Source organism: Streptomyces flavofungini (genome assembly GCF_041028215.1).
GTDB classification, from domain to species: domain Bacteria; phylum Actinomycetota; class Actinomycetes; order Streptomycetales; family Streptomycetaceae; genus Streptomyces; species Streptomyces flavofungini_B.
In genome coordinates this window covers 1-12,900 of record NZ_JASKYR010000161.1, presented here as the reverse complement: position 1 = coordinate 12,900, position 12,900 = coordinate 1, and the positions used below count along the sequence as shown (strand labels likewise).

The following is a 12,900-nucleotide window of genomic DNA, read 5'->3' as shown; positions in this document are numbered from 1 at the left end:
GGGGAAGGGCAGGCGGGCATGGCGGCGGGATACGCGGAGATCCTCAGGACGCGGTACGCGACACGGCTGCTCGCCGGGACGCTGGTGGGCCGGCTGCCCAACGCCACGGCCGAGGTTTTACGTATAACGTCGAGTGCCATACGTACCATGAGCGCTGAAACGCTGTCCATGGGAGCCGTCGGCATCCCGCCCGCGGGGACGACCTGGGAGGTAGCAGTGGCCGGGCCACAGCAGGAGGCCGGGGGCACCCGGCCCACCAGCCGCGACGTCGCGCGCGCGGCCGGGGTCTCGCAGGCCACCGTCTCCCTGGTGCTCGGCGACAAGTGGCGCGGCCGGGTGGCCGAGGCCACCGCCGAGCGGGTCCGCGGCACGGCACGGGAGCTCGGCTACCGGCCCAATCTCGCCGCCCGCAATCTGCGTCTCGGCAGGACACGGACCGCGCTGCTCGTCGTCCCGGCCCTCACCAACGAGTTCTTCGCCCATGTCCACACCGGGGCCGCCCGCGTCGCGGCCCGGCACGGCTTCGGCGTGGTCCTCTACCCCTCCCCCGACGGCACCGGGCCCGCCCGCGACCCCTTCGACTCGGCGCGTGCCTCACTGGACGGCGTGCTCGCCTCCTCCATGGCCTCGCACGCCCTCGCCACCATCCGCGGCGACGACCTGCCCCTGGTCATGCTCGACAGCGACCCGGCGCGCAGCCTCGGCGCCGCCACCGTCAACCTCGACCTCGCCGACGGCATGCTCCGGGTGACGGAGCATCTGCTGGGTCTCGGCCACCGCGATGTCCTGCACCTCGCCGCCGACATCGACTCCTGGACCTTCGACGTGCGCGCGGACGCCCTCGCGGCGGCCCTCAGCGGCACCGGCACGGCCGTACGCCGGGTGGCGGCACCGCTGACCGTCGAGGCCGCCCGCACTGCCGCGGAGGCCGCCCTGGCCGCTCCTGGGCCGCGGCCCACCGCCGTCGTCTGTGACGACGACTTCCTCGCCGCGGGCGTCTGCAAGGCGGCGCGGCGGCTCGGCCTGCGCGTCCCCGAGGACCTCTCGGTGACCGGTTTCGACGACCTCACCCTCGCGACCGCCGTCGAGCCCGAGCTCACCACCGTCCGGCTGCCCGCCGAGCACTTCGGCGAGCGCGGCATGGAGTCGCTCGTCGCCGTCCTGGAGGGCCGTGTCCCCGACTCCACGCCGCTCGCCGTGGAACTCGTCGTACGGGGCTCGACGGGACCCGCGCGCTGACCGGTCCCGGCACACGGACGCCCCGCCTCCCCGGCCGGTCGGCCGGGAGGACGGGGCGGTCCTGGAAGGGAGCTCGGGCTACTCGCTCCCGGCGTCTGTCTCCGTGGAGGTCCCGGGCTCGGGCTCGTCGTCGGACGGGGCGTCCGTGGAGCCGCCCTCGTCGAGCAGCCGGGAGAGCTGGCGGCCGACGATCCGCTTGAACTTCCGCTGCTGCGGACGCGTCCGGTCGAGCACCGCCACCTCGAGGCGCTCGGCGGGGATCTCCCGCTCGCTGCCGTTGGTGTCCCGCGACAGGGCGCGGACCGCGAGCTTCAGCGCCTCGGCCAGCGTCATGCTGTCGCTGTGGTGCTGGTCGAGATAGGTGCTGATCTGCTCGGCGTTGCCGCCGACGGCCAGCGATCCGTGCTCGTCCACGATGGAACCGTCGTGCGGCAGGCGGTAGATCTGGTCACCCTCGCGGGTGACCCCCACCTCGGCGACGACCAGCTCCACTTCGTAGGGCTTCTCGGCGGCGCTGGAGAAGATGGTGCCCAGCGTCTGCGCGTACACGTTCGCCAGGCCGCGGGCCGTCACGTCGTCGCGGTCGTAGGTGTAACCCCGCAGATCGGCGTAACGGACGCCGCCGATGCGGAGGTTCTCGTACTCGTTGTACTTGCCCGCGGCCGCGAAACCGATGCGGTCATAGATCTCGCTGAACTTGTGCAGCGCGCGGGACGGGTTCTCGCCGACGAACACGATGCCGTCGGCGTATTGCAGAACGACCAGGCTGCGGCCTCGCGCGATGCCCTTGCGGGCGTATTCCGCCCGGTCGGCCATCTGCTGCTGAGGTGATACATAGAACGGCGTCGACACCGGATCCGTCCCTTTCTGTCAAAAACTACTGGCGGCGAATGCGGGGCGGTCAGAGCAGCGCGGCACGCGGGCCGTCGGGCTGCTCCAGCCGCCTCTCCAGGATCGAACGCGCGATGGCCGCGGACTCGTCGTCCGTCAGCCTGCGGAAACCGTCGTCGGTGATGACGGTGACGATGGGATAGATCCGCCGCCCCACATCGGGGCCACCGGTCGCCGAGTCGTCGTCGGCTGCGTCGTACAGCGCCTGGACCACCAGGGTCGTCGCCTGGTCCTCGGTCAGGGCGTCGTGGTACAGCTTCTTCATCGCGCCGCGGGCGAAGACCGAACCGGAACCGGTCGCCGCGTAACCGACGTGCTCCTCCGAGCGGCCGCCCGTCACGTCGTAGGTGAAGATGCGGCCCTTGTCGCGGTCGACGTCGTAGCCCGCGAAGATCGGCACCACGGCCAGGCCCTGCATGGCCATGCCGAGGTTGCCCCTGATCATGGTGGACAGACGGTTCGCCTTGCCCTCCAGGGAGAGCGTGGCCCCCTCCACCTTCTCGAAGTGCTCGAGCTCCAGCTGGAAGAGCTTCACCATCTCCACGGCCAGGCCCGCCGTACCGGCGACGCCCACCGCGGAGTACTCGTCGGCCGGGAAGACCTTCTCGATGTCGCGCTGCGCGATCATGTTGCCCATCGTCGCCCGCCGGTCACCGGCGAGGACCACGCCGCCGGGGAACGTCACGGCCACGATGGTCGTGCCGTGCGGCGCCTCGATCGCGCCCTGGAGGGGCGGCAGTTGCCGGTTCCCGGGCAGGATCTCGGGCTGATGCTCGGTCAGGAAATCCATGAAGGACGACGAACCAGGCGTCAGGAAGGCAGCCGGCAGACGCCCGGTGCCACGTGTGTTGGCTTCCACGAGGATCCCTCCAGATAGGCGGCAGCCCGACGAACAGCGTCGGGATCAACTCCCAACTTGCCGATGGCCGAATTGCGGTTGAAGCACGGTATGCCACGGACCCTACCCGTCTCGTGGCGGTGATCCACATGGAATGCGGGAGCGGCCGCTCCTCGGCGCGAAGGCCGCCCGCGGTCACACCTCAGGGCACCGCGAGCAACACTTCACACCCACATTTTCAGCCGCCAAACCCCCATGCAGCCTTGCAATCGAAGGCCAGAGGGGGTTTACTGCCCGCCCTTCTGTACGAAGGAACGCACGAAGTCCTCTGCGTTCTCCTCAAGGACGTCGTCGATCTCGTCCAGGACGGAGTCGACGTCGTCGCTGAGCTTCTCCTGGCGCTCCTTGAGGTCCTCGGAGCCCTGCGCCTCCTGCGTCTGCTCCTCGGCCTCCTCGGTGTTGCGCGTCGCCTTCTGCTGTCCGCCGCCGGTGTCCTTGGTCGCCATCTACCTCACCCCGCTCGCTCGGTTAGACGTTCTTGATCAGACCCTACAATCCGGGTCCGACATCGGCCCCGCACTTCGTGCAACGTGCGGGACCCACCTCTGTGATTCCCGCACCGATGACCTTTAGCCGCCGGAGAGCACCCGAACCAGGTCCTCCGCGGAGCGGCAGCGGTCCAGGAGCTCCTTGACGTGGTTCCTGGTGCCGCGGAGAGGCTCCAGGGTGGGCACGCGTTGCAGAGAGTCACGGCCGGGCAGGTCGAAGATGACGGAGTCCCAGGAGGCGGCGGCCACGTCGTCCGCGTACTGCTCCAGGCACCGGCCGCGGAAGTACGCGCGCGTGTCCTCGGGCGGCTTGGTGCCCGCGCGCTCCACGTCCGCCTCGTCGAGGAGCCGCTTCATCTTGCCCCGGGCCACCAGACGGTTGTACAGGCCCTTCTCGGCCCGCACATCGGCGTACTGGAGGTCGACCAGGTGCAGGCGCGCCGCGTCCCAGTCGAGGTTGTCCCGGCGCCGGTAGCCCTCCATGAGCTCCCGCTTGGCGACCCAGTCCAGCTCGCCCGAGAGGCTCATCGGATCGCTCTCCAGGCGGCCGAGCACGTCCTCCCAGCGGGTGAGCACGTCCTTGGTCTGTTCGTCCGCGTCGGAGCCGTAGCGCTCCTCCACGTACTTGCGGGCCAGTTCGTAGTACTCCATCTGGAGCTGTACGGCGGTCAGTGACCGGCCGCTGCGGAGCGTGACCAGGTGCTTGAGCGACGGGTCGTGGGAGACCTGGTGCAGGGTGCGCACCGGCTGGTCGACCGCGAGGTCCACCGCGATGAAACCGTCCTCGATCATGGCGAGCACAAGGGAGGTGGTGCCGAGCTTCAGATAGGTGGAGATCTCCGAGAGGTTGGCGTCGCCGATGATGACGTGCAGCCTGCGGTACTTCTCGGCGTCCGAGTGCGGCTCGTCCCTGGTGTTGATGATGGGCCGCTTCAGCGTCGTCTCCAGCCCCACCTCGACCTCGAAGTAGTCGGCGCGCTGGCTGAGCTGGAAGCCGTGTTCGTGGCCGTCCTGGCCGATGCCGACGCGCCCCGCGCCCGTGACGACCTGGCGGGAGACGAAGAAGGGCGTCAGATGCCGCACGATGTCCGAGAAGGGGGTCTCCCGCTTCATCAGGTAGTTCTCGTGCGTGCCGTAGGAGGCGCCCTTGTTGTCGGTGTTGTTCTTGTAGAGGTGGATCGGCTGGGCCCCGGGGAGCTGTGCCGCGCGGTCGGCGGCCTCCGCCATGATGCGTTCGCCGGCCTTGTCCCAGAGGACCGCGTCCCTGGGGTTGGTGATCTCCGGTGAGCTGTACTCGGGGTGCGCGTGGTCCACGTAGAGCCGCGCTCCGTTGGTGAGGATGACATTGGCCAGGCCGATGTCCTCGTCGGTCAGCTGGCTGGCGTCGGCGGCCTCGCGGGCGAGGTCGAAGCCTCGCGCGTCCCGCAGCGGGTTCTCCTCCTCGAAGTCCCAGCGGGCGCGTCGCGCCCGGTGCATCGCCGCGGCATAGGCGTTGACGATCTGGGACGAGGTGAGCATGGCATTGGCGTTGGGGTGGCCGGGGACGGAGATGCCGTACTCCGTCTCGATGCCCATTACTCGCCGTACGGTCATGCGGCCCTCCTTGCCCGGCGGCGCTCCCGTTCGGGAACGGCGCTCAAGTACCGCTGGTGCTCCGGTGCATGTGCGGTGCCCGTCCCCGCACTGCGCGACTCGGCGGTACCGAAGAGACTAGAACGCCTTTGCGCTGGTGGGGAGATCATTGCCTTCATTGAAAAGCAGACGGCCGCGGGTACCCGTGAAGGACACCCGCAGCCGCCCTGTGTTCTAGAGGTACTGACCGGTGTTGGCCACCGTGTCGATGGAGCGTCCGGTGTCCGCGCCCTGCTTTCCGGTGACGAGGGTGCGGATGTACACGATCCGCTCGCCCTTCTTTCCGGAGATCCTGGCCCAGTCGTCCGGGTTGGTGGTGTTGGGCAGGTCCTCGTTCTCCTTGAACTCGTCGATGCAAGCCTGGAGGAGGTGAGCGACCCTGAGGCCCTTCTGGTTCGCCTCGAGGAAGGCCTTGATGGCCATCTTCTTGGCGCGGCCCACGATGTTCTCGATCATGGCGCCGGAGTTGAAGTCCTTGAAGTAGAGGACTTCCTTGTCACCGTTGGCGTACGTCACCTCGAGGAAGCGGTTCTCCTCGGACTCGGCGTACATCTGCTCGACGACGGACTGGATCATGCCGTCCACGGTGGAACGCCGGTCGGCGCTGTGTTCGGCGAGGTCGTCGGCGTGCAGCGGCAGCCGTTCGGTGAGGTACTTGGCGAAGATGTCCTTCGCCGCCTGGGCGTCCGGGCGCTCGATCTTGATCTTCACATCGAGCCGTCCGGGCCGCAGGATCGCGGGGTCGATCATGTCCTCGCGGTTGGAGGCGCCGATGACGATGACGTTCTCCAGGCCCTCCACACCGTCGATCTCGGCGAGCAGCTGCGGGACGATGGTGTTCTCCACGTCCGAGCTGACACCGGAGCCACGGGTGCGGAAGAGGGACTCCATCTCGTCGAAGAAGACGATGACGGGGGTGCCCTCGCTCGCCTTCTCCCGCGCACGCTGGAAGACCAGGCGGATGTGGCGCTCGGTCTCACCGACGTACTTGTTGAGGAGCTCCGGGCCCTTGATGTTGAGGAAGTAGCTCTTCCCCGCGGGCTGCCCGGTCACCTCGGCGACCTTCTTGGCGAGCGAGTTGGCGACGGCCTTCGCGATCAGCGTCTTGCCGCAGCCGGGGGGCCCGTACAGCAGCACACCCTTGGGCGGCCGCAGTTCGTGCTCCTTGAAGAGATCGGGATAGAGGTACGGGAGCTCGACGGCGTCCCGGATCATCTCGATCTGGCCGCCGAGTCCACCGATCTTGTCGTAGCTGATGTCGGGGACTTCTTCGAGGACGAGCTCTTCGACCTCGCTCTTGGGCACGACCTCGTAGACGTAGCCGGAGCGGGGTTCGAGGAGCAGGGCGTCGCCCGGCCGGATGGTGACGTCGAGGAGGGGCTCGGCGAGCCGCACCACCCGCTCCTCGTCGGTGTGTCCGACCACCAGGGCGCGGTCGCCGTCCTCAAGGATCTCCTTGAGGGTGACGATGTCGCCGACGCTCTCGAACTCCATGGCCTCGACCACGTTGAGCGCTTCGTTGAGCATCACTTCCTGGCCACGCCTGAGCTCTTCGAGCTCCACGCTGGGGCTGACGTTCACCCGGAGCTTGCGGCCCCCGGTGAAGATGTCCGCCGTGCCGTCCTCGTTCGCTTCGAGGAAGACCCCGAAGCCGGCCGGCGGCTGTGCGAGCCGGTCGACTTCCTCCTTGAGGGCCACGATCTGGTCGCGGGCCTCGCGAAGCGTGTTGGCGAGCCGTTCGTTCTGTGCTGACACGCCGGCCAGGTTGGTCTGCAGCTCGACGATCCGCTCTTCGAGAATCCTCGTATGACGCGGAGAGTCGGCAAGCTTTCGTCGCAGGACGGCGATTTCCTGCTCAAGATAGGCAACCTGACCGGCAGGGTCTTCAGACCCTCGTCCCGGCCGGATGCCGCGGTTGATGTCGTCGTCGTGGGCTGCCACGGTCCTCACCTCCTCCAAGGGGAGCTGGACGCTTCCAGACCCTACCTGGGTGGGTGTCGATTGAAACCCCTAGATCACAAAGACGATGGGGGTGTGTCCGATCTTCACCCTTGCGCTCTCCCTCACTGTCAGGTGAATACCCACCCAACAACATCGGAAAGCGGGCGGTTGTATCGTCGAAGTGTTCAACACCCGTCAGAGCTGGCCCGACTTACCGCATAGTCGGCCCGCTCGGCGCGCTACCGGCAGGAGAGATGACCGTGCGGCACGAGGCCGAGACCGGCAGTGAGGGCCACGATCTGCTGGAGGTCTGGATCGACCAGGACCTCTGCACCGGCGACGGCATCTGTGCGCAGTACGCGCCCGAGGTGTTCGAACTGGACATCGACGGCCTCGCCTACGTGAAGAGCGCCGACGACGAGTTGCTCCAGGCCCCAGGAGCCACCACGCGCGTGCCGCTCCCGCTGCTCCGCGACGTCGCGGACTCCGCGAAGGAGTGCCCGGGCGACTGCATCCATGTGCGCCGCGTTTCGGACAGGGTCGAGGTCTACGGTCCCGACGCCGAGTGATCCCCGTCTCCCGGTGATCCACGGGCTCCGGGTGATCCCCGTCTCCCGGCGGTCCCCGCCTTCCCGCGGGGCGTCAGACGCTGCGTGCCCCGGCCCGCGCGGTCCTTTCGAATGAGCCGTCCTTCCACTGCCACTTGGCCGCTTCCTTGCGGTCCGGGCAGCAGCGGGGGACGTCCAGTGACGAATAGCCGAGCAGGGTCGCGGTGACCGCGCCCTCGCGGACGGCGAAGTCCGTGGCGTYGAGCCGGTCCTTGGGGTCGACGAGCGTCGCGACGACGCGGGGCTTCCCGGTGCCGGGGCGCGTGATCACATAGACGCCGTCGGGCGGGGTGCCCGAACCGGCCCGGCAGTGCACGACGGCGACGGTCTCGGCCCGGCCGTCCCCGTCGAGGTCGCCGGAGGCCTTCTGCTTCACGACGGCCCTCGTGGTGCCGCAGTCGAGCGGGAAGTCCACGGAGGCGGGATCGGGGGCCGGGACGGGCGCGCCCGCGACGGCCCGCGTGTGGGTCCGCTGCCCGGTCTGGGCGGCGGTGGCGGCATCGGGCTGGAGGAAGGCGGAGCCCGCGACGACGGCGGCCAGCGCCGCCGCTGTGGCCAGCCAGTGGACGGGGCGTGCGGTGGTGTGTGCCAGTTCCGGGACGGCGGGGTGCTGCACGAGGAAGTGTCTCCTGTGAGGGCTGTGCCGGTGGGGGAGGTGGCCAGCATCGTGCCATACGTCACAGTGCGGTGGAACAGCGGGGTGCCTGGGTACCCGGTTTGGTTGCACCGTGCCCTTCCGTACGCGGCCGGTGCTCCGTCAACGAAACGGCGCCGCCGCCGAGTTCCCTGGTCGGTCAGGGAACTCGGCGGCGGCGCCTGCTCATTGGACGGGCCCGCCCGCGCGGGTCAGCGCGGGGTGCCGCCGTCGGCGTTGGGTCCGGAGTAGTCCTCGCCGTACGCGCCCTTGGCGGGGCGGCGGCGGCGCATGGGGGGCTCGACGCCGTCCGCGAGGCGGCGGGCGGTGAGCAGGAAGCCGGTGTGCCCGATCATGCGGTGGTCGGGGCGGACGGCCAGGCCCTCGATGTGCCAGTTGCGGATCATCGACTCCCAGGCGGTCGGCTCGTTGAAGCCGCCGATCTCGCGGATGGACTCCACGGTCCGCGCGAGCTGGGTGGTGGTCGCCACGTAGCAGCAGAGGATGCCGCCGGGGACGAGCGCCTTGGAGACGGCCTCCAGACACTCCCAGGGGGCGAGCATGTCGAGGATGACGCGGTCGACCTCGGTGTCGCTCAGATTGTCCTGGAGGTCGCCGACGGTGAGCTGCCAGGCGGGGTGGGGGGCGCCGAAGTAGCGCTCCACGTTCTGCCGGGCGATGTCGGCGAAGTCCTCGCGGCGCTCGTACGAGTGCAGCATTCCCTGGTCGCCGATGGCGCGGAGCAGGAAGCTGCTCAGCGAACCCGAGCCCACGCCCGCCTCGACGACGCGCGCGCCGGGGAAGATGTCGGCGAAGGCCAGGATCTGCCCCGCGTCCTTGGGGTAGACCACGGCGGCGCCGCGGGGCATGGACAGTACGTAGTCGGGGAGCAGGGGGCGCAGCGCCAGATAGGCGACGTTCCCCGTGGTACGGACAACACTGCCCTCGGGAGCGCCGATCAGCTCGTCGTGCGGGAAGGAACCCTTGTGGGTGTGGAAATTCTTCCCGGCTTCGAGCGTGAACGTGTAGTGGCGTCCCTTGGGGTCGGTGAGCTGGACCTGGTCCCCGACCTTGAAGGGCCCGCGACGGCGGGCGGCACCGGTCGGTTCGGACATGTGACCAGACTACCGGCCGCGGCGGACGCCGCCGACCACCGTGGCGGGCGTCCTCAGCTACGAGGGCCGGGCCATCGCCTTGACGAAAGCGCGCTCCACGTCGGCCGCGGAGAGCACTCCGTAGATCTCGCCGGAGTCCTCGACGACCAGGTACTCGGTGGCGGGGGTGGCCCGCAGGGTGTCGAGCAGCTCCTCCCCCGACAGCTCGGCGGAGACGCGCATGCCCTCGGTGAGGTCCTGGGCGAGGCCGCTGACCGTGACCCAGGGACGGCGGTGCTGGGGCACGGAGACGATCGCCGCCTCGCGCACGACGGCGGTCGGGTCGCCGTCGGGGTCGACCACCACCAGGGCGCGGGCGCCCGCGTCGTTGGCTCGGCGCAGCGCCTCGGAGAGGGGCGTGCCGGACTCGACGGGCACCGCGCGGCGGGTGAGGGTGCGGGCGCGCAGCTCGGGCAGGTGTTCGCGCAGCCGGGCCATGCGCAGGCTGTTGCCGGCGCCGGTCCAGATGATGGCGGCCAGGATCGCTGCGAGCAGGGCGTCGGTGACGGTGTCCATGCCGCCGATTTCCTGGGGGTCGCCGCCGAGCGCGCCGGACTGGTTGAGCAGCGGCAGGCCGATCAGTACGGAGACGGCGAGCGCGCGGCCCACCCAGGCGGCGGCGATGGTGCCGCTCATGGGCTTGCCGGTGATCTTCCAGACGACGGCGCGGAGCATACGGCCGCCGTCCAGGGGCAGGCCGGGCAGCAGGTTGAAGACGGCGACGATGAGGTTGGAGATCATCAGACCGGCGAGCAGGACGCCGGGGACGGTGCCGGGCTCGACGGCGCGCATGCCCGCGTAGAACACACCGGCGAGCACCAGGGAGAGCAGCGGTCCGACGAAGGCGAGGACGAACTCACGGCCCGGGGTCTCGGACTCCTTCTCGATCTCCGAGACGCCGCCGAAGAACTGGAGCTGGATGCGGCGCACCGGCAGCTTGAAGCGGAGGGCCGCGACGGTGTGGGCAAGCTCGTGGACGAGTACGGAGGCGTAGAAGGCGACGGCGAAGAAGAGCGAGACGAGATAGCGGGCACCGCCCAGCTCGGGCAGCACGCGGTCCAGCTGGCCGCCGAAGACCCAGGTGATGAGGGCGGCGACGAGGAACCAGCTGGGCGCCACGTACACCGGCACGCCGAAGGGCCTGCCCATCAGCAGTCCGCCGCCGGGCCCCTTCTGGGCCTTGGGCGGACCGGTCATACGGGGCCCGTGCTCGGCCCGCGCCCGCTCGTGCGCGCCACCCGCGTCCTCGCCGCCCGCACCCCCGCCGCTCACCGGCTCGGAGTCCCGCTGCGCAGAACCCGGCTGCGCGGAACCCGGCTGCCCGGAACTCGGCCGCTCGGCGCCCTGCTGCCCGGTGCTCCCGCGCTCAGCGCCCTGCCGCTCGGCGCCCTGCCGCTCGGCGGCACCCGGCCCGGCGGTCTGCCGTTCCTGGGCGTCCCGCACCGCGGCACCGCGCTCGGCCGGGTCCCGCTCGGCCCCGGGCCCATCGCCCCCGTGCGCCGCTCCCGGCGCCTTGTCGAGGGAGGTGGCCGGGGCGGATCCGGGCCGCTCGTCGGTGGTGGCGTCGGTGCCGGGCGCCGGGCCCTCGGCCATGTCGAGCGGGCGCGGCGCTTCGGAGGAGCCCGCCTCGCCCGGGCGAGGCCCCTCCGTGCCGTCGGACTGCGGCCTGCCGCTCTCGCCGCGTTCGTCCACGATGTCCCCTCGATCGAAAGCGTCCCTCGCCCCGGTATGGCGCGGTTACCCACACGATCATGCAGGGCGAGGGGGTTCGTCGTCGATGGTATGCGGACGCTGTCAGTGGCGGGTCGTAGGGTCTGTCCCTATGGAAACCAGCTCCGAAGGCGCCGCAGCGGCCGCACGCCCGGCGTCCCTGTCGCCCTCGCGCGCGGGTGACTTCATGCAGTGCCCCTTGCTGTACCGCTTCCGGGTGATCGACAAGCTGCCCGAGAAGCCCAGCGAGGCGGCCACCCGCGGCACCCTGGTGCACGCGGTCCTGGAGCGCCTCTTCGACGCCCCGGCGAGCGAGCGGACCGCGCCGCGCGCCAAGTCGCTGATCCCGGGCCAGTGGGACCGGCTGCGCGAGAGCAAGCCGGAGCTGACCGAGCTGTTCGCCGACGACCCCCGGGGCGAGCGGATGGCGCGCTGGCTCGCGGACGCGGAGAAGCTGGTCGAGCGCTGGTTCACCCTGGAGGACCCGACACGCCTCGAGCCCGCGGAGCGTGAGCTGTTCGTGCAGGCCGAGCTGGCCTCCGGACTGCGCCTTCGGGGCATCATCGACCGAGTCGACGTCGCCCCTTCGGGCGAAGTGCGGATCGTGGACTACAAGACGGGCAAGGCCCCCCGCCCCGAGTACGCGGAGGGCGCGCTCTTCCAGATGAAGTTCTACGCCCTGGTGGTGTGGCGGCTCAAGGGCGTGGTCCCGCGCCGCCTCCAGCTCGTCTATCTGGGCAGCGGCGACGTCATCACGTACGACCCGGTGGTGGCGGACCTGGAGCGGGTGGAGCGGAAGCTGCTCGCGCTCTGGGAGGCGATCGAGCTGGCCACCGCCACGGGCGAGTGGCGCCCCCGGCCGACCAAATTGTGCGGTTGGTGCGACCACCAGGCCGTTTGTCCGGAATTCGGGGGGACTCCCCCGCCGTATCCGCTTCCTCTCAGGGCGCCCGAGTCCGCGGCGGGCGAGCAGGGCAGAATGGGCCCGGGCTAGCCAAAGGAGAGTTACGTGGCCATCCGCGTCCTACTGGTCGACGACCAGCCGCTGTTGCGCACCGGGTTCCGGATGATTCTGGAGGCCGAGCAGGACATCGCGGTCGTCGGCGAGGCCGGAGACGGCCTCCAGGCTCTTGACCAGGTCCGGGCGCTCCAGCCCGATGTCGTGCTCATGGACATCCGGATGCCGCGGATGGACGGCGTCGAGGCGACCCGGCAGATCACCGGCCCCGGCCGGGACGGCCCGGCGAAGGTCCTGGTCCTCACCACCTTCGACCTCGACGAGTACGTGGTGGAGGCGCTGCGCGCCGGGGCCAGCGGCTTCCTCCTCAAGGACGCGCCGGCGGCCGAGCTGGTGCAGGCGATCCGGGTGGTCGCCGCGGGCGAGGCGATGCTGGCGCCGAGCATCACCCGCCGCCTGCTCGACAAGTACTCCGCGCATCTGCCCTCGGGCGACGAGCCGGTGCCGGACACCCTGCACACCCTGACCGAGCGTGAGGTCGAGGTGCTGAAGCTGGTGGCCCGCGGCCTGTCGAACGCGGAGATCGCCGCGGACCTCTTCGTCAGCGAGACGACCGTGAAGACGCACGTCGGCCATGTGCTCACCAAGCTGGGCCTGCGCGACCGCGTGCAGGCCGCGGTGTACGCGTACGAGAGCGGCCTGGTGCGCCCCGGCGCGCAGTAGACCCCGTTCCCCCGCACTCCGCAC

At 70.2% G+C, this 12,900-nt stretch carries 12 protein-coding genes and 1 pseudogene; 4 read left to right on the top strand and 9 right to left on the bottom strand.

The window, feature by feature from the left end; translation table 11 throughout:
* Positions 1-147 precede the first annotated feature (147 nt).
* On the top strand, positions 148-1,239 hold the full coding sequence (locus AB8Z36_RS13855; protein WP_369213577.1) for a LacI family DNA-binding transcriptional regulator: 1,092 nt from the start codon (positions 148-150) through the stop codon (positions 1,237-1,239).
* Between the two features lie 78 nt (positions 1,240-1,317).
* Here the strand turns inward: AB8Z36_RS13855 and prcA are convergent, their stop codons facing one another.
* The 6 genes and pseudogenes from prcA to arc form a co-directional block, all read right to left on the bottom strand.
* Positions 1,318-2,091, bottom strand: coding sequence for a proteasome subunit alpha (gene prcA, locus AB8Z36_RS13850; RefSeq protein WP_369213576.1), 774 nt, complete (start codon positions 2,089-2,091; stop codon positions 1,318-1,320).
* A 49-nt stretch (positions 2,092-2,140) separates the two neighbouring features.
* The gene (prcB, locus tag AB8Z36_RS13845; RefSeq protein ID WP_369213575.1) at positions 2,141-2,989 is read right to left on the bottom strand and encodes a proteasome subunit beta; all 849 of its coding nucleotides are present in this window, start codon (positions 2,987-2,989) and stop codon (positions 2,141-2,143) included.
* Positions 2,941-3,132, bottom strand: a pseudogene (locus tag AB8Z36_RS13840) (endonuclease domain-containing protein); the annotation flags it as partial. The pseudogene AB8Z36_RS13840 and the gene prcB, both read right to left, overlap by 49 nt.
* Before the next feature lie 123 nt (positions 3,133-3,255).
* A complete protein-coding gene (locus tag AB8Z36_RS13835; RefSeq protein ID WP_369213574.1) occupies positions 3,256-3,474 on the bottom strand; it encodes a ubiquitin-like protein Pup in 219 nt (72 codons plus the stop codon).
* Positions 3,475-3,597: 123 nt separating this feature from the next.
* Positions 3,598-5,109, bottom strand: a complete 1,512-nt coding sequence (gene dop, locus AB8Z36_RS13830) for a depupylase/deamidase Dop (RefSeq protein ID WP_369213573.1) — start codon at positions 5,107-5,109, stop codon at positions 3,598-3,600.
* 213 nt (positions 5,110-5,322) lie between these two features.
* Positions 5,323-7,089, bottom strand: coding sequence for a proteasome ATPase (gene arc / locus AB8Z36_RS13825; protein ID WP_369213572.1), 1,767 nt, complete (start codon positions 7,087-7,089; stop codon positions 5,323-5,325).
* Between the two features lie 254 nt (positions 7,090-7,343).
* On the opposite strand from arc, the gene AB8Z36_RS13820 reads away from it, so the two are divergent.
* Complete coding sequence (locus AB8Z36_RS13820; RefSeq protein ID WP_369213571.1) at positions 7,344-7,658, top strand: ferredoxin; 315 nt, start codon at positions 7,344-7,346, stop codon at positions 7,656-7,658.
* Positions 7,659-7,731: 73 nt separating this feature from the next.
* Here the strand turns inward: AB8Z36_RS13820 and AB8Z36_RS13815 are convergent, their stop codons facing one another.
* From AB8Z36_RS13815 to AB8Z36_RS13805, 3 genes are all read right to left on the bottom strand, one after another.
* Complete coding sequence (locus tag AB8Z36_RS13815) at positions 7,732-8,313, bottom strand: hypothetical protein (RefSeq protein ID WP_369213570.1); 582 nt, start codon at positions 8,311-8,313, stop codon at positions 7,732-7,734.
* A gap of 230 nt (positions 8,314-8,543) precedes the next feature.
* Positions 8,544-9,446 carry a tRNA (adenine-N1)-methyltransferase gene (locus AB8Z36_RS13810; RefSeq protein ID WP_062780022.1) on the bottom strand — a complete coding sequence of 301 codons (903 nt, stop codon included), beginning with the start codon at positions 9,444-9,446 and terminating at the stop codon, positions 8,544-8,546.
* Between the two features lie 57 nt (positions 9,447-9,503).
* On the bottom strand, positions 9,504-11,078 hold the full coding sequence (locus tag AB8Z36_RS13805; RefSeq protein WP_440581912.1) for a site-2 protease family protein: 1,575 nt from the start codon (positions 11,076-11,078) through the stop codon (positions 9,504-9,506).
* Positions 11,079-11,307: 229 nt separating this feature from the next.
* Here AB8Z36_RS13805 and AB8Z36_RS13800 point away from each other — a divergent pair, with 229 nt between their 5' ends.
* Both AB8Z36_RS13800 and AB8Z36_RS13795 read left to right on the top strand, forming a co-directional pair.
* Positions 11,308-12,189, top strand: coding sequence for a RecB family exonuclease (locus AB8Z36_RS13800; protein ID WP_369213568.1), 882 nt, complete (start codon positions 11,308-11,310; stop codon positions 12,187-12,189).
* Positions 12,190-12,204: 15 nt separating this feature from the next.
* Positions 12,205-12,876 (top strand): response regulator, encoded by a 672-nt coding sequence (locus AB8Z36_RS13795; protein ID WP_369213567.1) that lies wholly within the window; start codon positions 12,205-12,207, stop codon positions 12,874-12,876.
* The last annotated feature ends 24 nt before the right edge of the window (positions 12,877-12,900 follow it).